The 21,449-nt window shown below is 69.4% G+C and carries 22 protein-coding genes; 10 read left to right on the forward strand and 12 right to left on the reverse strand.

The annotated features are described in order from the left end of the window. On the forward strand, positions 1 to 653 hold a 653-nt coding region (locus tag B0W88_RS17725; RefSeq protein WP_158080882.1), incomplete at its 5' end, for a TolC family protein. Between the two features lie 108 nt (positions 654 to 761). Beyond that, positions 762 to 1,076 carry a DUF4148 domain-containing protein gene (locus B0W88_RS17730; protein ID WP_077035969.1) on the forward strand — a complete coding sequence of 105 codons (315 nt, stop codon included), beginning with the start codon at positions 762 to 764 and terminating at the stop codon, positions 1,074 to 1,076. A gap of 74 nt (positions 1,077 to 1,150) precedes the next feature. Here B0W88_RS17730 and B0W88_RS35215 read toward each other — a convergent pair whose 3' ends face one another. After that, on the reverse strand, positions 1,151 to 4,108 hold the full coding sequence (locus tag B0W88_RS35215; RefSeq protein ID WP_077035989.1) for a TonB-dependent receptor domain-containing protein: 2,958 nt from the start codon (positions 4,106 to 4,108) through the stop codon (positions 1,151 to 1,153). A gap of 280 nt (positions 4,109 to 4,388) precedes the next feature. On the opposite strand from B0W88_RS35215, the gene B0W88_RS17740 reads away from it, so the two are divergent. Beyond that, positions 4,389 to 5,315 carry an ornithine cyclodeaminase family protein gene (locus B0W88_RS17740; protein ID WP_077035970.1) on the forward strand — a complete coding sequence of 309 codons (927 nt, stop codon included), beginning with the start codon at positions 4,389 to 4,391 and terminating at the stop codon, positions 5,313 to 5,315. Beyond that, a complete protein-coding gene (gene dacB, locus B0W88_RS17745) occupies positions 5,312 to 6,772 on the forward strand; it encodes a D-alanyl-D-alanine carboxypeptidase/D-alanyl-D-alanine-endopeptidase (protein WP_077035971.1) in 1,461 nt (486 codons plus the stop codon). The genes B0W88_RS17740 and dacB overlap by 4 nt, the downstream gene beginning before the upstream one ends. On the opposite strand, the gene B0W88_RS17750 is transcribed toward dacB, so the two are convergent. Beyond that, positions 6,766 to 7,167 (reverse strand): YkvA family protein, encoded by a 402-nt coding sequence (locus B0W88_RS17750; protein WP_077035972.1) that lies wholly within the window; start codon positions 7,165 to 7,167, stop codon positions 6,766 to 6,768. The genes dacB and B0W88_RS17750 overlap by 7 nt on opposite strands. 45 nt (positions 7,168 to 7,212) lie before the next feature. Here B0W88_RS17750 and B0W88_RS17755 point away from each other — a divergent pair, with 45 nt between their 5' ends. Next, on the forward strand, positions 7,213 to 7,590 hold the full coding sequence (locus B0W88_RS17755; RefSeq protein ID WP_077035973.1) for a DUF4345 family protein: 378 nt from the start codon (positions 7,213 to 7,215) through the stop codon (positions 7,588 to 7,590). On the opposite strand, the gene B0W88_RS17760 is transcribed toward B0W88_RS17755, so the two are convergent. The 5 genes from B0W88_RS17760 to B0W88_RS17780 are packed head-to-tail and all read right to left on the reverse strand — an operon-like array spanning position 7,582 to position 12,691. Next, positions 7,582 to 8,490 (reverse strand): alpha/beta hydrolase, encoded by a 909-nt coding sequence (locus tag B0W88_RS17760; protein ID WP_077035974.1) that lies wholly within the window; start codon positions 8,488 to 8,490, stop codon positions 7,582 to 7,584. The genes B0W88_RS17755 and B0W88_RS17760 overlap by 9 nt on opposite strands. Beyond that, positions 8,487 to 9,542 carry an LD-carboxypeptidase gene (locus tag B0W88_RS17765; protein WP_077035975.1) on the reverse strand — a complete coding sequence of 352 codons (1,056 nt, stop codon included), beginning with the start codon at positions 9,540 to 9,542 and terminating at the stop codon, positions 8,487 to 8,489. The genes B0W88_RS17760 and B0W88_RS17765 overlap by 4 nt, the downstream gene beginning before the upstream one ends. A 2-nt stretch (positions 9,543 to 9,544) precedes the next feature. Next, a complete protein-coding gene (locus B0W88_RS17770; protein WP_077035976.1) occupies positions 9,545 to 10,165 on the reverse strand; it encodes a M15 family metallopeptidase in 621 nt (206 codons plus the stop codon). Then, positions 10,162 to 11,079 carry a LysR family transcriptional regulator gene (locus tag B0W88_RS17775; protein ID WP_077035977.1) on the reverse strand — a complete coding sequence of 306 codons (918 nt, stop codon included), beginning with the start codon at positions 11,077 to 11,079 and terminating at the stop codon, positions 10,162 to 10,164. Before B0W88_RS17775 ends, B0W88_RS17770 begins: the two co-directional genes overlap by 4 nt. 7 nt (positions 11,080 to 11,086) lie before the next feature. After that, positions 11,087 to 12,691 (reverse strand): ABC transporter substrate-binding protein, encoded by a 1,605-nt coding sequence (locus B0W88_RS17780; protein ID WP_077035978.1) that lies wholly within the window; start codon positions 12,689 to 12,691, stop codon positions 11,087 to 11,089. Between the two features lie 165 nt (positions 12,692 to 12,856). Between B0W88_RS17780 and B0W88_RS17785 the strand changes: the two genes are divergently transcribed. The 3 genes from B0W88_RS17785 to B0W88_RS17795 all read left to right on the forward strand — a co-directional run bounded on the left by B0W88_RS17785 (position 12,857) and on the right by B0W88_RS17795 (position 15,644). Continuing rightward, on the forward strand, positions 12,857 to 13,309 hold the full coding sequence (locus B0W88_RS17785) for a hypothetical protein (RefSeq protein ID WP_077035979.1): 453 nt from the start codon (positions 12,857 to 12,859) through the stop codon (positions 13,307 to 13,309). Then, positions 13,306 to 14,178, forward strand: a complete 873-nt coding sequence (locus B0W88_RS17790; RefSeq protein ID WP_233151758.1) for a DUF2145 domain-containing protein — start codon at positions 13,306 to 13,308, stop codon at positions 14,176 to 14,178. The genes B0W88_RS17785 and B0W88_RS17790 overlap by 4 nt, the downstream gene beginning before the upstream one ends. A gap of 92 nt (positions 14,179 to 14,270) precedes the next feature. Further along, positions 14,271 to 15,644 (forward strand): PEP-CTERM sorting domain-containing protein, encoded by a 1,374-nt coding sequence (locus B0W88_RS17795; protein WP_083748859.1) that lies wholly within the window; start codon positions 14,271 to 14,273, stop codon positions 15,642 to 15,644. Here the strand turns inward: B0W88_RS17795 and B0W88_RS17800 are convergent. The 5 genes from B0W88_RS17800 to B0W88_RS17820 are packed head-to-tail and all read right to left on the reverse strand — an operon-like array spanning position 15,641 to position 20,286. Further along, positions 15,641 to 16,600, reverse strand: a complete 960-nt coding sequence (locus B0W88_RS17800; protein WP_077035982.1) for a peptide ABC transporter ATP-binding protein — start codon at positions 16,598 to 16,600, stop codon at positions 15,641 to 15,643. The two genes, B0W88_RS17795 and B0W88_RS17800, sit on opposite strands and share 4 nt — an antisense overlap. Beyond that, complete coding sequence (locus B0W88_RS17805; RefSeq protein WP_077035983.1) at positions 16,597 to 17,541, reverse strand: ABC transporter ATP-binding protein; 945 nt, start codon at positions 17,539 to 17,541, stop codon at positions 16,597 to 16,599. The genes B0W88_RS17800 and B0W88_RS17805 overlap by 4 nt, the downstream gene beginning before the upstream one ends. A gap of 3 nt (positions 17,542 to 17,544) precedes the next feature. After that, complete coding sequence (locus tag B0W88_RS17810; RefSeq protein ID WP_077035984.1) at positions 17,545 to 18,438, reverse strand: ABC transporter permease subunit; 894 nt, start codon at positions 18,436 to 18,438, stop codon at positions 17,545 to 17,547. After that, entirely contained in the window at positions 18,438 to 19,448 is a 1,011-nt protein-coding gene (locus B0W88_RS17815; RefSeq protein ID WP_077035985.1) for an ABC transporter permease subunit, read from the reverse strand. Before B0W88_RS17815 ends, B0W88_RS17810 begins: the two co-directional genes overlap by 1 nt. Before the next feature lies 1 nt (position 19,449). Next, positions 19,450 to 20,286: an N-acetylmuramoyl-L-alanine amidase gene (locus tag B0W88_RS17820; RefSeq protein WP_077035986.1), complete on the reverse strand. Its 837-nt coding sequence runs from the start codon at positions 20,284 to 20,286 to the stop codon at positions 19,450 to 19,452. A 152-nt stretch (positions 20,287 to 20,438) separates the two neighbouring features. Between B0W88_RS17820 and B0W88_RS17825 the strand changes: the two genes are divergently transcribed. Together B0W88_RS17825 and B0W88_RS17830 are read left to right on the forward strand one after the other, a co-directional pair. Continuing rightward, positions 20,439 to 20,825 (forward strand): hypothetical protein, encoded by a 387-nt coding sequence (locus B0W88_RS17825; protein ID WP_077035987.1) that lies wholly within the window; start codon positions 20,439 to 20,441, stop codon positions 20,823 to 20,825. A 206-nt stretch (positions 20,826 to 21,031) separates the two neighbouring features. After that, positions 21,032 to 21,418: a DUF4148 domain-containing protein gene (locus B0W88_RS17830; protein WP_077035988.1), complete on the forward strand. Its 387-nt coding sequence runs from the start codon at positions 21,032 to 21,034 to the stop codon at positions 21,416 to 21,418. Positions 21,419 to 21,449 lie beyond the last annotated feature (31 nt).

Consider the following 21,449-nt stretch of genomic DNA (forward strand, 5'->3'; position numbering starts at 1 on the left):
GCCAGCAGGCCGGCTTCGGCGCGGCGAGCCTGCAGGCCGCGGCGCCGGCGGCAGTCGCCGAGATCCCGGCGCTGCCCGCCGACATCACGCCCGCCCAGCTGCCCGCCCGCCGGCCCGACGTCATCGCCGCCGAGGCCCGCGTGGCCGCGACACAGGCCCGCATCGGCGTCGCCCGGGACGAGTTCTACCCGCACCTGACGCTCGGTGCGCTGCTGGGCGGCCAGAGCCTGCACGGCGCGCTGTTCAGCGCCGCGGCCTTCCAGCCGCAGGCGCTGCTGGGCCTGCGCTGGCGCCTGTTCGACTTCGGCCGCGTGGACGCTGAAGTGGCGCAGGCCCGCGGCGCCCGCGCCGAGGCGCTGGCCGCGCTGCGCCAGCGCATGCTGGGCGCCACCGAGGAGGTGGAGAACGCGCTGGTGCTGCTGGCCAATCTGGAGGCGCAACAGACGGAGCTGGTGCAGGAGGTCGATGCCCACCGCAGCGCCCGCGACGCGGCGGCCGACGCCTACCGCGGCGGCGCGCTGAGCCTGATCGAGGTGCTGCAGGAGGACCGCCTGCTGCTGGCCGCGAACGACCAGCTGGCCCGGCTGCAGGCCGACCGGGCGCGCGCCGCGGTGGCCGCCTTCCGCGCGCTGGGCGGCGGCTGGAGCAGCTGAAGAGAAAACCATGGCGGGACCGCACCCCTGGCGCATCGACGCGACCCCGCCTGCCTGAATATGACAAACGTCATATTCGATAGACGCGCTGCATCAAAGGACACGCTCATGAAGACCCATCACTTCCTCATCGCCTCCACGCTGCTCGCCGCCACGCTGGGCGCCGCGGCCCAGGCGCTACCCGAGGCTCCGGCGCTGACCCGCGCCGAGGTCCTGGCCGACCTGGACCTGTACCGCGAATCCGGCCTGTCCCGGCTGAACGACGGCCCGGTCATCAGCAATTTCACGCCCGAGTACCAGGTGGCCCTGCGCCGCTACCGCGAGCTGCGCGCCTCGCCGCGCTACGCGGAGCTGGTGCGCCAGCATGGCGGCGAGCCGGCCACGGCGACCGCGCAGGCACCTGCTGCCGCGACGCAGCGTTGAGCCATCGCTCCAAGTAAAAACCCGCCGGCTTGCACCGGCGGGTTTATCTTTCATTTCTCGAGAAAGAGGACGTATCAGAACTGGTACTTCGCGCTCACCGTCAGCGTGCGGCCGCGCGGGTCTGACACGCGCGGGTCGTAGCCGGCGCCGATCACGAAGTCCGGATCGTGCCAGGTGAACGGCGGCTTCTTGTCGGCCACGTTGATCAGGCCCACCGTCAGGCCCAGGCCCTTGACCGCGCCAGTCCAGGTGGTCGACAGGTTGAAGGTCGTGTAGCTGGCGATGCGGCGGGTGACCGGCGTGCCGGCCGGGTTGCTGCCCACATACGGCGTGCGGTCCTCGTCGTTGTAGCCGGCCGAGTAGTTGACGAACAGCGTCGTCGCCCAGTCGCCCAGGGTCAGCGTCGAGGCCACGTTGGCCTTCCACTTCTGGTACAGCGTGCCGGTGGTCCATTGGTCCACGTACTGGATCATCGGCTGGCCTTCCAGCAGCGCTTCCTTGGCGCTGATCATCTTGGTGGCGGTGGCCGTGGTGGCCAGCTTGCCGCCGAACAGCTTGGCGTTGTGGGTGATCTGGAAGTCCAGGCCCTTGGTGTCCGAGGAGCCGGCGTTGATCCAGCCGGCCTGGATGGCCAGCAGGTTGCCCTGAGCGTCGCGGATGAAGTTGTTGGCGAACAGGTTGTAGTTCTGCAGTTCCTGCGTGTAGGTCAGGTTGTGGATCCGGTCAGACATGTGGATCTGCCAGTAGTCCACCGATGCCGTCATGTTCTCGACCGGCGAGAACACCACGCCCAGCGAGCCCTGGCGCGACTTCTCGGGCTTCAGGTTCGGGTTGCCGCCAGACAGCACCACCGCGCTGGTGATCTGGCAGGCCGGGTTGCCCGCGGAGCCGGCGCCGGCCGGATCCGGGCACTTCAGCGGGTCGGCGAAGGAGCTGGAGCCCGAGGAGGCCAGCTGCACCGTGCCCAGGTTCAGCTGCTGCGCGGTCGGGGCGCGGAAGCCGGTGCTGGCGGAGCCGCGGAACAGCAGGTCCTTGATCGGGGTGAACTTGAAGGCCAGCTTCGGGTTGGTCGTGCTGCCGATCTGCTGGTACTTGTCGTAGCGGACGGCCAGCTGCACTTCCAGCGACTTGAAGATCGGCGCGATCAGTTCGGCGTAGACGGCGCCGACCTTGCGGGAGGAATCCGGCGCCGCGCTGTTGCCCGAGCAGCCCATCACCGGGTTGGTCAGGTTCAGGCTGGCCTGGGTGAAGCTGCTGATGCAGTTGACGCCCTGGGTGCCCGAGAAACCGTAGGCCTCGCGGCGGAACTCGCCGCCGAGGGCGAAGTCGGCCTCGCCGGCCGGCAGGTTGAAGGCCTTGCCCGAGACCGACGCGAGCAGCGTGTCGACCTTGGTCTTGCCGCCCTGGATCGAGCCGTGCACCTGGGTGTCGGCGACGGCGGCCTGGGCCGCGGCGCTCTGCTGCTGGCCCGGCATCAGGAAGGGGTTGTAGATGCCGCTGGCCAGCAGGGCGACCAGCTTGTTGGCATCCGCGAAGCCGTTCAGCATGTCGGTGTGGCCCTCGGCCTCGCCGTGGGTCACCGAGGCCTTGTAGTCGAAGTCGCGCCAGGAGCCGTCCACGCCGAAGGTGAAGCGCTTGTTGATCGAGACGTTGTTGACCTCGCGGTAGCCCCAGTCGTTCATCCGCAGGCGGTAGGCGATCGGCTTGGTCGGGTCGAACTGGGCGGCGCCGTACTGGGCCAGCAGGTTCTGGTAGTAGGGGCCGTTGACCGGGTAGTTGGCGACGGCGTTGTTGTTCGTCGCGCTCGGCAGGGCCAGGCCCATCGCCTGGTAGGCGGCGGCCAGCGTCGGAATGGTGGTGGCGGTGAAGGTGCTCGGCGCGCTGGTGGTCGAGAACTGGTAGGGCGTGTATTCGCCGTGGATCTCGATGCGCGAGCCGACGAACTCGGCGAAGGCGGTGGCGTCATTGCCCAGCGCCACGGTGCCGCGCAGGACGCCGTTCACGTCCTTCATCGGCGCCTGCATCATGAACTGGCGGGCGTAGTCGGTGCCGCAGCGGTAGGTGCTGTTGGCGGCGTTGTAGCCCAGGCCCGGGATGATGCTGATGTTGGGCACCTGGCCCACGCCGAAGGGCACGCTGTTGCAGCCCACGCCGCTGAGCGCCATGCCGTTGAGCACCGTGTACTTGGTGGCGCCGCCGCCGTTGACGGTCGTGCCGGTGGTGGGCAGGGCGGTGTTGGCGCCGCCGATGATGTTGGCGTAGCCGGGCGAGCTGGTGGTGTCGGGCACCGCGAAGGCGCTCGGGTTGTAGCCGGTGGCCCAGCTGCGGTCGATGCCGCGCAGGATGCCGTTGTTGTCCCCGCTCAGGCTCCCCATGATGTTGAAGCCTTCCTTGTCCAGGCTTCCGTAGCCGCCGCCGACGGTGAACTTGCGGCGCATGCCGGCGCTGTTGATCGTCGGCACGGAGATGGTCGTGGCGAGGTTCAGGCCGGTGTAGTTCTTCTTCAGGATGAAGTTGATCACGCCGCCGATCGCGTCGGTGCCGTAGATGGCGGAGGCGCCGTCCTTCAGCACTTCGACGCGCTCGATCATGTCGAAGGGGATCGCGTTCAGGTCGACCGAGCTGCCCGACTGGCCCTGGTTGGCCAGGCGGCGGCCGTCCAGCAGCACCAGCGTGCCGGTGGGGCCCAGGCCGCGCAGGTTGGCGTAGTTGCCGCCGCCGCCCAGGCGGTCGCCTTCGGTGCTGAACACCGTGTTGCTGGACACCGCGCTATTGGCCGTGGCCGCGTTGGCGCCCAGCGAGCGCAGCAGGTCCTCGGTGGAGGTGATGCCCATGTTGCGGATCTGGTCCGCGCTGATGGTCTGCAGCGGCAGCGCGCCTTCGTCCTTCACGCGCTTGATGGACGAACCCGTCACCTCGACGCGCTCGATCTTCTGGGGCTGCGTGTCGGTCGTCTGCGCGAAGGCGCCGACGATCAGTTGCGAGCCGAGGCCGACGAGCGCCAGGCTGCGAGCCAGTTTGTTCAGTTTCACGGAGTTCTCCTTCAACGACGATGTTTCGTGTGCGATGCAGGTATCTGAAGTAACCATCAGGTTCGACAGACAACTTTGCGTAGCTTCGCGGTCATGATCAGCAGTCGGTGAATTCGGCGCCATAGGGATGTGACGTATCTGTTGCGTTACCGGCAATGAATGCTTGTGCGGCTGGCATAACCCCAGGGAATGCGCACGCCGGGAAGCCCCATTCCGCCGGTGTTTCACAAGTCAACAAGAAGTTATGACGGCCCCGGCGATGGCCCGATAAAGTGGCGGAATGCACCTGATCACCGAAGCGAAAGTCCGCGCCACCCTGACCCTGCCCGATGCCGTTTCCACGCTGCACGAGGCCTTTCTCCAGCATGGCAAGGGGCAGGGCGCGATGCTCGCCCGCGGCCGCGGCGCCGTGCAGCACGAGGGCCATGCGCTGATCGTCAGCGCCATGGGCGCGGCGCTGCCGGCCAGCGGCGTGATGGGCACCAAGGTCTACTCCAGCATCGACGGGCAGTTCCAGTTCGTCATCACGCTGTTCTCGGCCACGACCGGGCTGCCGATCGCGACGCTGGAGGCCAATGAGCTGACCCGCCTGCGCACCGCCGCAGCAACCGCGGTGGCGACCGATGCGCTGGCCGCCACCGATGCCAAGGTGCTGGCCATCTTCGGCGCCGGCACGCAGGCGAAGGCCCATGCCGAGGCGCTGCTGCCGCTGCGCGGTTTCGAGCGGGTGTTGGTCTGCGCGCGCAGCGGCGCGGCGGAATTCGCGGCGGAGCTGGCATCGAAACATGGCGTTGCAGCCGAAGCGGTCGATGCCGCTACGGCGGCCGGCGCCGCAGACGTGATCGTCACCTGCACACGTTCGATGGAGCCGCTGTTCGACGGGGCGCTGGTGAAGCCCGGCGCCTTCGTTGCCGCGGTCGGCTCCAGCAAGCCGGTGGCGCGCGAACTGGACGACGCGCTGCTGTCGCGCGCCGCGCTGATCGCCGTCGAATGGCTGCCCGCCGCCGAGGGCGAGGCGGGCGAGTTCAAGCGCGCCGCACCCGGCGTGATCGACCCGGCCCGCGTCGCCGAACTCGGCGTGCTGCTGAACAAGCCGCGGCTGCGCACCGCGAGCGACATCACGGTCTACAAGAGCGTGGGCATCGGCCTTGAGGACGTGGCGCTGGCGCAGCTGGTGTGCAAGCGCCTGGGCGTGGTCGGCGCATGAAGCGCGCGCTGACGATCCTGGCCGCGGCGCTGGCCTTGAGCGGCTGCGCGAGCCTGCGAGGCCCCGCGGTGCCCGAGGAGGTGACGAAGGCGATGGCCGACGCCGGCCTGCCGATGAGCGCGCTGGGCGTCGTCGCCTATCCGATCGAGGATCGCAGCCACTTGCTGCGCCTGAACGCCGACGTGCCGATGAGCCCGGCCTCGACGATGAAGCTGGTCACCGGCGCGGTGGCGCTGGACCGGCTGGGCACGAACTCGCGCAGCCGCACCGATCTGCTGATCGATCCGGCGCAGCTGAACGGCGAAGGCGTGCTCGCCGGCCCGCTGTACCTGCGCGGCGGCGCCGACACCGACCTCGACTGGGGCGCGCTGGGCCAACTGCTGCGCGACCTGCGCGAGCGCGGCGTGCGCGAGATCCAGGGCGGCCTGGTGGTGGACCGCACGCTGTTCCGCCCGGCGCGGCTGGACATCGGCCTGCCGCCCTTCGACGCCAGCCCCGAGGCCTACTACAACGTCATTCCCGACGCGCTCTACCTGAACGGCAACCTGCTCGGCTATGCGCTGAAATCGAGCGTTAGCCAGGTGCAGGCCGCGACCGCGCCGGCCTGGCCCGGCATCACCGTCGACAGCAGCGCGATGACCCTGGTGGACGCCGCCTGCAAGGACTGGGAGAAGGGCTGGAAGGCCCCGCTGGTGCTGCCGCTGCCGCCGGCCAATGCCGCAGCGCAGACCCAGCACGTGCTGCTGCAGGGCACGTTCCCCAAGCAGTGCGAGCAGCGCGAGGACTTCACCAACCTGGTGGACCGCCAGTGGCTCACCGCCCAGGCGGTGCGCCAGATCTGGGGCGAGCTGGGCGGCCGCATCGGCGGCAGCGCCGGCACCGACACCGAGGCCGCCACGCCGCCCGAGGCGAAGGTGCAGGCCACGCATCTGGGCCGGCCGATGGCCGAGTGGATGCGCGGCATGATGAAGCGCAGCGACAACGGCCTGACCCGGCTGACCTTCCTGCATCTCGGTGCTGCCGCCGCGGCGCCGGGCGAGGACACCTTGCCGGCCGCGAAGCGCGTGGTGACCGACTGGTTCGCCGCCCACGGCATTGACGCCACCGGCCTGGTGCTGGACAACGGTTCGGGCCTGTCGCGCAGCGAGCGCATCAAGCCGGTGCAGATGGCCGCGCTGCTGCAGGCCGCGCACGACGGCCCGCAGGGACCGGAGCTGCTGGCCATGCTGCCGGTGGCCGGCGTCGATGGCACGCTGCGCCGGCGCATGAAGGGCACGCCGGCCGAGGGCCATGCGCGGATGAAGACCGGCACCCTGCGCGACACCTTCGCGCTGGCGGGCTATGTGAGCGATGCCCACGGCCGGCTGTGGATCGTCGTCGGCATGATCAACGACGAGAACGGCGAGAAGGGCAAGCCCGCCCTGGATGCGCTTGCCGCCTGGGTGGCGCGTCAGTAGGACGCGGCCCACCACCAGGCGAAGCCGCCGAGCGCGGCCAGCCACAGCGCCACGATGGCCGCCGCGCCGGCGCGGCTCTTCGGCTTCGCGCCGCCGGCCTGCAGCCAGGCCTCGGCGCGTTCGCGGCACTCGGCCATCAGCGCCGGCGGCATCAGCCGGATCGCCAGCCAGATCAGCGCCGGCAGCAGCAGCGCGTCGTCGACGAAGCCCAGCACCGGGATGAAGTCGGGGATCAGGTCGATGGGGCTCAGGGCGTAGCCGACGACGATCGCGCAGAGCGCCCGCACCGCCCAGGGCGTCCGCCGGTCGCGGGCCGCGAACCACAGCGCCACGCCGTCGCGCTTCAGCCGGCGGGCCCAGGCCAGCAGGCGGGTTTTCAGTGGCTGGCTGCACATGGCTGCCGATGCTACCGTCCGGGCTTACCGACCCGGAGGCTCGCGATGGACGATCCGCTTTCGATGGCGCAATGGACCGTGCGCATCTGCCTGTTCCTGGTGGCCGCGATCGCGCTGCTCGGCGGCACGCTGCAGTTCGTCCTCGGCCAGCCCGACACCACGCCGCGGCTGGACAACGTGCACCGCTTCATGGCCGGCGTCTACTTCTCCACCGGCCTGATCAGCGGCTGGGCCGCGATCACCGTGCGCCAGCAGGGCACGCTGGTCTACCTGCTCGCTTTTGGCGTGCTGCTCGCGGGCTGCGGGCGGCTGGTGTCGATCCGCAAGGTCGGGCTGCCGCAGCCGGCGGCGGTGTGGCTCGGCTACCTGGTGCCGGAGCTGGTGCTGCCTTTCGTGATCGCGGGGGCGCAGGCCCTAAGGTAGTCCCTGCGCTGACAGGAACTCGCGCATCGCCGCTATCGTCCCGATCATCTGCTCGCGCTTGAAGCCATGGCCCGCGCCGGGCACCAGCACGAGCTTGTTGGGCACGCCGGCGCGGCTCAGCGCCTCGTGCAGGCGGATCGACTGCTCGGGCGGCACGGTGGCGTCGGCATCGCCGTGGAACGTGATCACCGGCGGGTTGCCGGCGCGCACGTTGGCGATCGGCGAGATCTCGCGGGCCAGCGCCTCGCGCTGCGCATCGGGCATGGCGCCGAACCATTCGACGGCATAGGGCTTCTGGTGCGGGCCGTGCAGCAGGTCGTTGACGTCGGCGATGCCGAACCAGTTGACGATGGCGGCCACCTTCGGCATGGCGACGGCGCCGCTGGTCCAACGCTGCTTCTCGTCGGCGGGGCAGGCGCGGTCGAAGCGGCTGCCCGCGGGCAGCATGCCGGCGATCAGCGCGAGATGGCCACCGGCCGAGCCGCCGGCCAGCACGATCCTCGACGGGTCGATGCGCAGTTCCTCCGCGCGGCGGCCCAGGTAGGCCAGCGCGCAGCGCACGTCCTCCACCGCGGCCGGCGCCGGTGCGACATTGGCCATTCGGTACTCGACATTGGCCGCCGCATAGCCCATCTGCAGGAAGGGCATCAGGCGCAGATTGGCCACCTCGCGCTGGCCGCTGACCCAGCCGCCGCCATGGATGTAGACCACCAGCGGCACCGGCTTCTCGGCCCGTGCGAAGGGCAGGTAGAGGTCGAGCTTGAGTTCCTGGCCGCTGGCGCGCTGGTAGGTCAGGCCGGGCCACATTGCGATGTCGACGCCGCTGCCGTCGACGAAGGGATCGGCGGCCTGGGCTGCCGCGCAAAGCCCGATCAGGCAGGCGGCGATGAAACGCTTCATGCGGCAGTCGCCGGCTGCAGCAGCCGGATCGTCCGCGCGTCGGCGTCGAGCTCGGCCGTCGCGCCCACCGGCACGGTCAGCTTCAGCTTCACATGGCCGAACATCGCGCCGCGGTAGACCGGCACGTTCAGCGGCAGGAAGTAGTCGTTCAGGATCTCCTCCAGCGTCAGCATGCCGTAGCCGTCGCCCGGCTCGCATTTCGTGAACTGGCCGATCACCACGCCGGCCAGCTGGTCGAAGGCGCCGGCCAGGCGCAGCGTGGACAGCATGCGCTCCACGCGGTAGAGGTACTCGTTGATCTCCTCGATGAAGAGGATCGCGCCGCGGCAGTCCGGGAAGTAGGCGCTGCCGGCCAGCGAGGCGAGCACGCTGAGATTGCCGCCGACCAGCACGCCGCGGGCGGTGCCGCCGCGCAGCGTGACGGTGCGCTCGCGGGACACCAGGTTGTCGCTGCGGCCCGGCTCGGGGTTGCGCAGCGTGGCGGCCTCGCCGCGCATCACCACGGCCTTGAAGTTCTCGACCGACCAGCCGTTCCATTCGCTCTCGCCGACCGGCGCGTGGAAGGTCACCAGGCCGGTCTGGCGCTGGATTGCGTTGAGCAGGCAGGTGATGTCGGAGAAGCCGCCGAAGTATTTCGGGTTCCTGCGGATCGTCGCGTAGTCGAGCTTGTCGACGATGCGGTTGCAGCCGGAGCCGCCGGTCATGGCGAAGATGCCGGCGATGGTCAGGTCGGCGAACATCGCGTTCAGGTCGCCGGCGCGCTCGGCATCGGTGCCGCCGAACTTGCCCCAGCGCGAGCGCAGGTGGCGGCCCTCGCGGACCTGGAAGCCCAGCGCCTTCAGCGTCTCGATCGCGTAGTCAAAATCGTCGCTGCTCCAGCTCGCGTTGGCCGGGCTGACGAGGCCGACGGTGTCGCCGGGCTGCAGGCGGCGCGGGACCAGCGTCGGCTGGCGTGCTGCCTGTGTCTGCTTGGTTTGCGCGTTAGCGGCGGTGGCCGCGGCAATGCCACCGAAGGCGAGGGACTGGGCAAAGGAACGTCGTGTCGTCGTCATGCTCAAAGGACTCGGGGTAGGTCGCGCCGCACAGCCACGCGGTCGCCGAAATCGAAATGCCACCATTCGGTGCTGATGCCGTGGAAGCCGGCCTGCCGCATCGCCGCGCGCAGCCAGCCGCGCTCGGTCAGGTGCGCGGCGGTGAGCAGCCCTTGCGCGAGATGCTCCACCTCGTACTCCGGATGCGAGGACAGCGTCATCTCGTCGAAGCCGGTGCCCATGTCGACCTCCATCCCCTGCGGGTCGATGATCGTCAGGTCCACCGCCATGCCGAAGGAATGGATGGAGCCGCGCTCGGGGTTGGCGAGGTACATCGTCAGCGGCGTGCCGGCCAGCTCGTTCCACAGCACCTCCTGCACCCGCTGCGGGCGCAGTGCGTCCAGCACGCGCAGTGTGTAGCCCGGGCGGTGGGATGCGAGCCAGGCGGCGGCCTTCTCGACCGCGTCGGCGGCCTCGCGACGCAGCCACATGCAGTCCATGCCGCCGTAGACGTCGCGGCCGACGAAGTTGTCGGGCGTGGCATAGCGCAGATCCACGCTGACATTCGCCAGGCTCAGCAGCGAGCGGAAGTCGGGGTGCTGCGGCACATCCTCGCAAGGAATCATCGCGACCGTGGTGCTCATGCGGACGAGTCCTCCGTTTCCAGGCTCGCCAGCTTGTCGCGCGCCGCCTCGCCCAGGTACTTCACCAGCCGCCGCGCGGTCTGCGCCAGCGGGGCGCTGGCGGCCGTCAGCAGGTAGAGCTGCACCGGCACCAGCGGCGCCAGCGGGCGCAGGCGCACGCGGGTCCGGTCGGCGGACGCGGCGGTGAACGGGTCCACCACCGTCATGCCCACGCCTTCCTCCACCAGCGCGCGCGCGAGCTGGTAGGTCTGCACGGTGATGCGGCAGGGCACCGGCGTGCCCTGCGCCTCGCTGGCGTTGTGGACCACGTTGGCCAGCGGGTCGTCACCCGCCAGGCCCACCAGCTCGGTGGTGATCTCGCCGATCGTCAGCGGCCCCTGGCCCTGGGCCTCGGGGCTGGTGAGCGGGCAGACCGCCATCATCTGGCCGGTGGCCAGCACCTCGGCCTTGATGCCGGGGTGGCGCGGGTCCTGCAGCGAGAGCGCCATGTCCGCCTCGCCCAGCAGCAGCGCGGCGACGATCTCCCGCGTGTGGTTGGTGGCCAGCGAGCAGTGGCTCAGCGGGAAGGCGCGGCACCAGTGGGTCATCGCCGCGGGCACGATGCCGGCGGCCAGTGTCGGCGTGGCGACCAGGCGCACCTGTTCGGACTCACCGCTGCGCAGGTTGGCGGCCAGGCGGCGGATGCCGACCAGGTCGCGGTTGAGCTTGTCGATCTCCACGTACAGGCGCTGGGCCTCGGGCGTCGGATAGAGCTTGCCGCGCACGCGGTCGAACAGCGGCATCCCGAGCTGCAGCTCGCAGTGCTGCAGCACCTTGGTGACGGCCGGCTGCGAGATGTGCAGCAGCTGGGCCGCGCCGGAGATGGTGCCGGCCTGCATGATGGCGTGGAACACCTCGATGTGTCTGAGTCTCATGGTGTTGTCACTCCCGGTATACGTTCTCGAAGTCCACCGACCCGTTCGGGGCCATCACGAAGCCTCGCACATCGCTGCGCAGCGGGATGTAGACGGTCGAATGCGCCATCGTGATCCAGGGCCGCTCGCGCTTGAACAGCTCCTGGGCCTGCACGTAGAGCTGCAGGCGGCGGGTGGTGTCGGTGGTGGCGCGGGCCTCGTCGATCAGCGCCTCGAAGTCCTTGTTGCAGAACTTGACGCCCGAGGTGTTGGCCGCGCAGCTGAGGTTGGGCGTCAGGAACTCGTCGGCGTCGCCGGTCTCGCCGGACCAGCCGCTCATGTAGACGTTGTGCTCGCCGCGGTTGGCGCGCTTCAGGTACTCGCCCCACTCGTAGGTTTTGATGTTGGCCTTGACGCCGATCCTGGCCCAGTCCTGCTGGATCAGCTGGGCCATCAGCTGGCCGTTGGGGTTGGTGGGGCGGGCGACGGGCAGGGCCCAGAGGTCGATCTCCAGGCCGTCGGGGTAGCCGGCCTGGGCCAGCAGCTGCTTCGCGCGGGCCGGGTCGTACTCGTTCTTCAGCGCGCGGTCATAACCCGGAATGGCCGGCGGGAAGGCGCTCACCGCCTGCATCGCGTCGCCGCGCGGGAACAGCGCCTTGAAGATGGCGCCGCGGTCGATCGCGATGTCCAGCGCCACGCGCACGTCCCGCTTGTCCGTCGGCGCCTTCTTCATGTTGAAGGACAGGTAGGAGATGTTGAGCGCCTGGATCTTGGCGATCGTGATGTCGCGCCGGCCGTCCAGCGAGGCCACGTCCACGTCGCGCAGCGCGGAGGCCACATGGCATTCGCCGGCCATCAGCTTCTGCACCCGCACGTTCGGCTCGCGGCTGATGCTGAAGATCAGGTTCTGCGTGCGCTGCGGCTCGCCCCAGTAGTCGGGGTTGGCCTGCATGCGGATCACGTCGTCCTTGGCGTAGGACTTGAAGCGGAAAGGCCCGGTGCCGACCGGCTTGTTGTTGATCTCGCTGGCCTTGCTCTCGCGCAGCAGCTGGGCGGCGTACTCGGCCGACTGGATGCCGGTCCAGGCCATCGCGAAGTTGGCGACGAAGGGCACGTTGGGGGCCTTGAGGCGGAAGCGCACCGTGTAGTCGTCCACCTTGTCGATGCCGGCCAGCAGCTTGCTCAGGCCGATGTTCTGCGGGAACACGAAGGTCGCGGGGAAGGCCTTGTTGAACGCCGTATTCGGGTCGATGAAACGCTCGAACGTGAAGATCACGTCGTCGGCGTTGAACTCGCGCGTCGGCGTGAACCACGGCGTGGTGTGGAACTTCACCCCGCGGCGCAGCGTGAAGGTGATGGTCTTCGCGTCCGGCGAGACGGTCCACGAGCTGGCCAGCTTGGGCACCAGCTCGGTCGTGCCGCGCCTGAAGTCCAGCAGGCCCTGGAACATCTGGTGGGAGACGGTGTTGGTGCTGGCGCTGTCCCACATGCCCGGGTCGAAACCCTCGGGGCTGGCGTCCGCGCAATAGACCAGGGCCTTGGGCCGGGCTGCCTGCGCCGCGGGCGCGAGCAGGGCTGCGGCGGCCAGCAGGATCAGCGGCAGGCGTCGGGGCGAAGCAGGGAAAAAAGGCATGGAAAGGCAGCGGCCGGGAAGCGACCCGGACTGGGCCGGAGCCCATTGTCAGAAGCCGGGCCGGGCCGGCAATTGAATTCGGCCATTTTTACCATAACCTTTAGTTATGGCGGAGTCCGCTGCCTACAATAACCCCGAACCTCAACGGACATGGAAAGCCCACGCATGAGCCCGATCCGCAGCCTGATGCTCGCCGTCTCCCTGCTCGCCATCGCCGCCGGTCCGGCCGGCGCTGCGAGCTCCGCCGCCTCTTCGGCGTCCGACAGCGCTTCCGACTCGGTCGGCAGCATCTCCAAGTCGATCACCAACTCCAGCGACAGTTCCTCCGGCGACAAGAAGGTCGCCGCCGGCGACTACAAGCTGGTGCAGATGGTCGCGGTGGCCGACCAGCCGGCCATGCTGAAGCTGCGCCTGCGCGGCGCCGACGGCAGCGAGTTCCTGCTGGCCCTGCCGCGTCAGGCGGCCGAGAACGGCCAGCTCGCCGAAGGCCAGACCATCACCGCCCGCGAGCGCCCCTACGGCCTGGAGCTGGTGGCGGCCGCGCAGGGCAAGACCTTCTTCCTGCTGGTCGACGACGCCTGGCACCAGGAGCTGGCGAGCCACCCGGTCGTTCTTTGAAGTCATGGCTCCTCGCCGGCCTGGCCTGCCTGGCCGCCGGCGCCGCGCAGGCTGACTCGCTGCGCTTCTGCGACCGCCAGAAGGAACCGAACGCCGCCGAGCAGGACGCGCTGCTGCGCTTCGCGGCCATCGTCAAGCAGGAGCTGGCCGCCTCGGGGCAAGACCTGGCCCTGGTGTCCCGCTCCGGCCTGCACCTGGAGCGCATCGGCCAGCGCTATTCGCATGCGGGCTTCAGCCTCAAGGCCAGCGCCAACGGGCCCTGGTCGGTGCGCCAGCTCTACTACGCCTGCGACGAGAAGAAGCCCCGCATCTTCGACCAGGGCATGGCCGGCTTCGTGCTGGGCACGGCGGATGTGGAGCAGGCCTACCTGTCGCTGGTCTTCCTGCCGCCCGAGGCCAGTGCCGCGCTGGAGCAGGCGGCGCGGGATGACCGTCGCGCCCTGGCCTTGCTCGGCGCGAACTACAGCGCCAACGCCTACCCGTTCAGCCAGGACTTCCAGAACTGCAACCAGTGGGTGGCCGAGATGCTGGCCCAGGCCTGGGGCAGCGCCGCCGGCCGGGCCGATGCCCAGCAGTGGCTGCAGGCCGAGCACTACGCGCCGACCGACATCCAGCTCGGCCCGCTGATGCTGCTGGGCCTGTTCGTGCCCTGGGTGCATGGCGGCGACCACCCGCAGGCGGACAAGGCCGCCGGCCGCTACCGCGTCAGCATGCCGGCCTCGCTGGAGGTCTTCGTGCACGAGCGAGAACCGCAGGCGCGGCGGGTGGAGCTGTGCCGCAGCGGCACGCGCATCGTGATCCACCGTGGCTGGAGTGCCATCGCCGAGGGCTGCGTGGCGGGCGAGGGCGACGAGCAACTGATGCTCTGAGCTGTCCGGTTGAGCAGGTTTGAGGATGCGCCGGCCGAACCGGCCCGGCAAGATCGTCGCCGTACCTCACGAAGAACAAGCGGAGACGGACGATGCGCTGCACGAGACAGATGGGGCTGGTCCTGGGCTGGCTGGTTGCGGCGTTGGCCGCGCCGGCCGCGCATGCGGACATGGTGGTCAACGGCTTCACGCTGCCGGGCGATCCGGCGGCGGTGGTCTGGGGCATCAACAACAACGGTACGCTGGTCGGCAGCAGCGCCGACGCGAGCAGCCAGTGGGGCTTCGTCTACGACGGCGGCGTCGTCACGCGCCTGCTCGGTCCGGCCGGCAGCCTCGGCGCCTCGGCCATCGGCATCAGCGACACCGGCAGCGTGATCGGCTCCTATGAGACCGGCACGCCGGCCTCGCCGCTGGTGCGGTCCTTCATCTACAGCAACGGCAGCTACCTCACGCCGGACTTCGGCCTGCCTTCGTCCAGCGACATCGAGCTGCGCGGCATCTCGCCGGACGGCCGCTATGTCAGCGGCTATTACCAGAGCACGGACAACTCGCGTGGCGTCGGCTTCGTCTACGACCGCGGCACCAGCCAGCTGGTGCACAGCTTCGACTACGGCGCCGGCAGCACGGTGATCCCGCAGGGCATCAACAGCCACGGGCAGCTGGTCGGCAGCATCTACACGCCCTCGGGCAATGTGTCCTTCCTCTACGACATCGGCACCGGGCAGCAGAGCACATTCAGCTTCTCCGGCGCGAGCAAGGTCAGCGCCCGCGCGATCAATGACCAGGGCCTGATCGCCGGCTGGCTGAACCAGGCCGGCGACGGCAGCACCCATGCCTGGATCGGCAGCGCTGCCGGCTTCCTGCTGCTGCCCGGCCTGGCCGGCCAGCCGATGGTGGCCGAGGGGCTCAACAACCTGGGCCAGGTGGTGGGCTTCACCACGCCGAACGACGGCTCGAACGGCGTGAGCTTCATCGCCTCGCCGGTCGTGCTGCCCACCAGCAGCGCCGGCGGTGCCTACACCTTCAGCACCGCGGTGGTGGCCGACCAGCCGGTCTTCATCGACCCGCTGGTGGCCATCGGCTATGCGTACAAGATCGGCGCCGGCAATCCGCTGTTCAAGACCGTGAGCCTGCCCGCCGGCGTCGGCGACGACCGCTACGAGATCATCGTCGGCAGCCAGCACTTCACCGTGCACGGCAACGAGATCTTCGACTTCACCGCCCATGGCTTCGCGGCCGGCGTCGACGGATTCACCGTCGAGGGCATCGAGCCCGCGGCGCTGCTGGACCCGAACGACCCGCAGGCCTTCGTGACGCGGCTGACCTTCGCCGGCAGCGGCCAGTTCACCGGCACGCAGACGGCGCTGACGATGGACTACACGGCGCCGGTGCCGGAGCCGTCGAGCGGCGTGATGCTGCTGGCCGGTGGCGCGCTGCTGCTGGTGATGCGCAGGCGCCGCGCCTAGACCACGTGGCAGGCCACCTGCCTGCCCTCGACCTCGCGCAGCCTCGGCACCTCCACCTTGCAGCGCTCGATCGCCAGCGGGCAGCGCTTGTGGAAGCTGCAGCCGCTGGGCGGATTCAGCGGGCTGGGCAGCTCGCCATGGATGCGGATGCGCTCGCGCCGGTCCTCGGGCTTCAGCGCCGGCGTCGCGCTCATCAGCGCGCGCGTGTACGGGTGCAGCGGCCGCGCGTAGATGGTCTTCTTGTCGCCGTACTCCACGGCGGCGCCGAGGTACATCACCATCAGCTCGTCGGCCACATGCTCGACCACGCTGAGGTTGTGCGAGATGAACACGTAGCCGGTGCCGAACTCCTGCTGCAGGTCCATGAACAGGTTCAGGATCTGCGCCTGGATGGAGACGTCCAGCGCGGACACCGGCTCGTCGGCGACGACGATGCTGGGGTTCAGGATCATCGCCCGCGCGATCGCGATGCGCTGGCGCTGGCCGCCCGAGAACATGTGCGGGTAGCGGCGCAGGTGCTCGGGGCGCAGGCCCACCTTGGCGGCGAGCGCCTCGATGCGCTCATGGCGCTCGGCCTTCGACAGCTTCGTGTTGATGGACAGCGGCTCGTCCAGCGTGGCCTCGATGCTCTTGCGCGGGTTCAGCGAGGCGAAGGGGTTCTGGAACACCATCTGCACCTGCTGGCGCAGCCGCGTGAGCTTCTCCTTGCCGGCGCCGGCGGCGTCATCCCCGGAGAAGCGCAGCGCGCCGGAGGTGGGCGCCTCGATCAGCGTCAGCTGGCGGGCCAGCGTGGACTTGCCGCAGCCCGATTCGCCGACGACGGCCAGCGTCTTGCGGGCATCGAGCGTGAAGGACACGCCATTCAGCGCCTTGACGGTGGCCTTGGGCTTCATGAAGCCGCGGCTGACGCTGTAGTAACGGGTTAGGTCAACGGCTTCGAGCAGGTGGGCGCTCATTGGGCAGCTCCCAGCGGAAAGTGGCAGCGCACGCCCTGCGCCAGCGCCGGCCTCGTCGTGCGGCAGAGCTCCTGCACGTACGGGCAGCGCGGCGACAGCAGGCAGCCCGCGGGCCGGTCCAGCGCGCCGGGCACGATGCCGGGCAGGGCGGACAGGCGGGCGGCGCCCTTGTTGTGTTCGGGGATCGCGGCCAGCAGGGCCTCGGTGTACGGGTGCTGCGGGCGCTCGAACAGGCCGGGCACCGGGCCGGTCTCGACCACCTGGCCCGCATACATCACCGCCACCCGCTGCGCCATCTCGGCCACCACGGCGAGGTCGTGCGTGATCATCACCAGGCCCATGCCCTGCTCGCGCTGCAGCCGCAAGAGCAGGTCCATGATCTGGGCCTGGATGGTGACGTCCAGCGCGGTGGTGGGCTCGTCGGCGATCAACAGCTTCGGGTTGCAGGCGATGCCCATCGCGATCATCACGCGCTGGTTCATGCCGCCGGAGAGCTGGTGCGGGTAGGCGTGCAGGCGGTTCCTGGCGTCGGGGATCTCGACCAGCTCCAGCAGCTCGATCACCCGCTTCTCGGCGGCGGCGCCCTTCAGCCCGAGGTGCGTGCGCAGCACCTCGGAAATCTGGGCGCCGACGGTGTAGCTCGGGTTCAGGCTGGTCAGCGCGTCCTGGAAGACCATGGCCATGTCGCGGCCGATCAGCGCGCGGCGCTGCTTGGCGTTGAGCTTCAGCAGGTCCTGACCCTGGAATTCCAGCAGGTCGGCCGTGACCTTGCCGGGCGCGTCGATCAGGCCCATCAGCGCCAGCATCGTGACCGACTTGCCCGAGCCCGATTCGCCGACGATGCCCAGCAGCTCGCCGGCCTCGACCGTCAGGTCCACGCCGTCGACGGCCGGGAAGCTGCCGAACTGGACGCGGAGATTCTTGATGTTCAATAAGGCCATGGCTCAGCTGACCCGCTTCAGCTTCGGATCGAGCGCGTCACGCAGCCCGTCGCCCATCAGGTTGATCGACAGCACGCTGACGAGGATGGTCAGGCCCGGCAGCGAGACGACCCAGGGCGCGCGGACGATGTAGTCGCGCGCGGCCGAGAGCATCGTGCCCCACTCGGGCGTCGGCGCCTGGACGCCCAGGCCCAGGAAGCCCAGGCCCGCGGTCTCGAGGATGGCCGAGGAGAAGCTCAGCGTCGCGTTGACGATCAGCGGCGCCATGCAGTTGGGCAGCACGCAGGAGAACATCAGCCGCAGCGTGCCGGCGCCGGCGACGCGGCTGGCGGTGACGTAGTCGCGCCGGATCTCGGCCAGCGCGGCGGCGCGCGTGAGGCGCGTGTAGCCGGGCAGGGCGCCGATGGCGATGGCGATCACCGTGTTAACAAGACCTGGCCCCAGCACCGTGATCACGCAGATGGCCAGCAGCAGGCCCGGCAGGGCCAGCATGATGTCCATCACCCGCATGATGGCCGGCGACAGGCTGTGCTCGTAGAAAGCCGCCAGCAGGCCCAGCAGCACGCCCGGCAGCAGCGAGAGGAAGACTGACGCCAGGCCGATGCCCAGCGAGATGCGGCCGCCGTGCAGCAGGCGCGAGAGGATGTCGCGGCCCAGCTCGTCGGTGCCGAGGATGAACTGCCAGTTGCCGCTGGCGTGCCAGACGGGCGGCTGCAGCATGTGGGCGCGGTACTGCTCCACCGGGTCGTAGGGCGCGATCAGCGGGGACAGGAGGGCGGCCAGCGCGATGACGCTGAACACGACCAGCGCGGCCAGCGCGCCGCGGTTGGCCGAGAAGCCGAGCCAGAACTCGCGGGCCGGCGACGGGTAGGAAGCGACGATGGTGTCGGTGGCCATCAGTGTTGGGAACGGATGCGTGGGTTGATCACGCCGTAGAGAAGGTCGACGACGAGGTTCACGCCGATGAAGGTCAGGGCCGAGATCAGGATGCCGGCCTGCACAACCGGGTAGTCGCGCCGGCCGATCGAGTCGATCAGCCAGCGGCCGATGCCGGGCCAGGAGAAGACGGTCTCGGTCAGCACCGCGCCGGCCAGCAGGCTGCCGGTCTGCATGCCGATCACGGTGATCACCGGGATCAGCGCATTGCGCAGCGCATGGACGACGACCACCCGGCGCGGGTCCAGGCCCTTGGCGCGGGCGGTGCGGATGTAGTCCTCGCGCAGCACTTCCAGCATCGAGGAGCGGGTCATGCGCGCCACCACCGCCATCGTGCTGGTGCCCAGCACCAGGCCCGGCAGCAGCAGGTGCACGCAGGCGGAGGCGAAGGCGCCCTCTTCGCCGGAGAGCAGCGAGTCGATCAGCATGAAGCCGGTCGTCTGCGGGATGTCGTACTCGATGCTGATGCGGCCCGAGACCGGCGTCCAGCCGAGGTTGACCGAGAAGGCCATGATCAGCATCAGGCCCCACCAGAACACCGGCATCGAGTAGCCGACCGTGGCCACGCCCATCACGCCCTGGTCGAAAAGCGAACCGCGCTTCAGGCCGGCGACGACGCCCAGCGTCAGCCCCAGCGTCACGGCCAGCAGCAGCGCGGCGCAGGCCAGTTCGACCGTGGCGGGAAAGAACACGGCGAAGTCGCGCGAGACCGGCTCGCGGCTGTACAGCGACAGGCCCAGGTCGCCGTGGGCGAGGCCGCCGACGTAGTCCAGGTACTGCGCGTACAGCGGCTGGTCCAGGCCCATGCGGTGCACCAGCGCGGCATGGGCCTCGGCTTCGAGATGGCGCTCGCCCATCATCACCTCGATCGGGTCGCCCGGCACCAGCCGGATCAGGCCGAAGGCCACCAGCGTGATGCCGAGGATGGTCGGGATCAGCGTGGCAAGTCGCTTGAGCAGGAAGGCGAGCACGTCAGGGCTTGGCGGGGTCCGCCGGCGGGGCGGCCATCAGCATGCCGCCCTTGGTGGTGGCCACGTCGATCAGCGCCGCGGTCTCGGCGTCCAGCTCGCCGCTGTAGTTGGACGGGCGGTACTTCATCTGGAAGGTCGAGATGACGTCCTTGGTCAGCGCGTCCATCACGCCGGTGTGGCCGATGTTGTAGCCGAAGCGGCCCAGCCGGTCCTGCGCCCAGGCCACGTCGGGCAGGGCGTCGGCATAGCCGGCCTGCTTGACGGCGACCTGCGCGGCGTCGGGCCAGGGGATCAGGCCGGCGTCGGCGAACTGCTTCCAGGGGAAGGCCGGACCCGGGTCCTGCTTGCGGCCGGGGGCGATGTCGGCGTGGCCGATGATGTGTTCGGGCTTGACGTTGTGGCGCTTGGCGATGTCGCGCACCAGCTTGATCACCTCGTCGATCTGCGCCTGCGGGAACGGGGCGTACACGCGGCCGGCCGGCGTGTCGGTGTAGCCGGCGTTGACGATCTCGATGCCGATCGACGACGAGTTCAGGTTCTGGTTGCCGGACCAGTAGCTGGCGCCCGCGTGCCAGGAGCGGCGGTTCTCGTCGACGAGCTGGTAGATTTCGGCCGGCGTTTCACGAACGAGGTAGTGGGCGCTGACTTTGCCACCCGTCGTCAGCACCTTCAGCGACTTCTCCCAGTCCAGCACCGTGTAGTGCAGCACGATGAACAGCGTGCGGCTGTCCTGGTTCTCCGAGGTGTAGTCGTGGTGGACCACCGGCGGGGCGTAGGGGCCGGTCGCGCAGGCGCTCAGAAGCAGCGCCAGGGCGGCGGCGGAGAGAGTTCTTTTCATGGGGCGGACGGCGGGATTGTCGGTCGCGAGAGCGTAGGGGTGGCCCCGGACGGCAGCAAATGCCGATGCGGGCGCGTTGCATAACTTTAAGTTTGCCCGGATTCAGGTCGCCTTCCCTGAGATCACGGGCGGGTCGAGCGGAGTCGGTTGGTTTGAGGGCAGCAGCGTTTTCTTCATGGCAGCAGCAGGCACAGGCGCTGCAGGATTCCCCGCTCGAACAGTACCGCCGCGATGTCCGCGCCACCGGCACCGCGCCGCGTCCGGCGCCGCCGCCGCTGGACACGGCGATGTTCACCTCCTCGCCGCTGCAGGACTTCGCCGCCGAGGTGCGCCACGACCTGGTCTACGACCCCAAGCCGCTGGTGCCCGAGGTCGAGCCGATCGACACCGTCCACACGCCGCCGCTGTCGCGCGGCAGCTACTCGATGCTCACGCTGCCGGGCCTGCACCTGCGCGCGGACCTGGGGCCGCTGCTGTGGATCCATGCCGAGCGGGGCGCGCCGGGGCAGGTCGGCGCCTTGCTGAACGAGGTGGCTTGATTAGATCGTTCTTGTTTGTCAGTGATGCTTGTATTGTTTGCGTAATGTGAAGAGTGATTTCGTCCGGGACTGGTTTTTCTGCAACGCAGCAAAACCCAGAATTCATTCCATGGACGAAGCGCAGAACGCAAAGCAACAAGGCGACGCCGGATCCAACAACCCAGACGCCGCGCAGATCGCGGCCTTGAACTGAAAAGGATTCCATCATGAACACGCTCAACAAGATCTTCTCCGCCACCGTCATCGCCGCTGCCGCCCTGGCCGGCGCCAACAGCGCCACCGCCGGCGAACTGACCCGCGAGCAGGTGGTCGCCCAGCTGGCGCAAGCCCGCGCCGACGGCAGCATCGCCTCGTACAACGCCGACGATTCCGAGCACTTCCTGAAGTCGGGCCGCAACGCCGCCGCCCGCAGCACGACGGTCGCCGCCCAGCCCGTGTCGGGCACCAAGACCCGCGCCCAGGTGATCGCCGAACTGCGCGCCGCCCAGGCCGACGGCACCCTGGCCCTGCAGCACAGCGAAGACATCGGCGACCAGCTGCGCTTCGCCGCGATCCAGAGCCAGAAGGCTGCCGCCACCGCGATGGCCGAATAAGCACCCGGCCGACCGGCCAGCCAGCGGGGCG

The sequence above is a fragment of the Pelomonas sp. KK5 genome, assembly GCF_001984095.1.
Lineage (GTDB): Bacteria > Pseudomonadota > Gammaproteobacteria > Burkholderiales > Burkholderiaceae_C > KK5.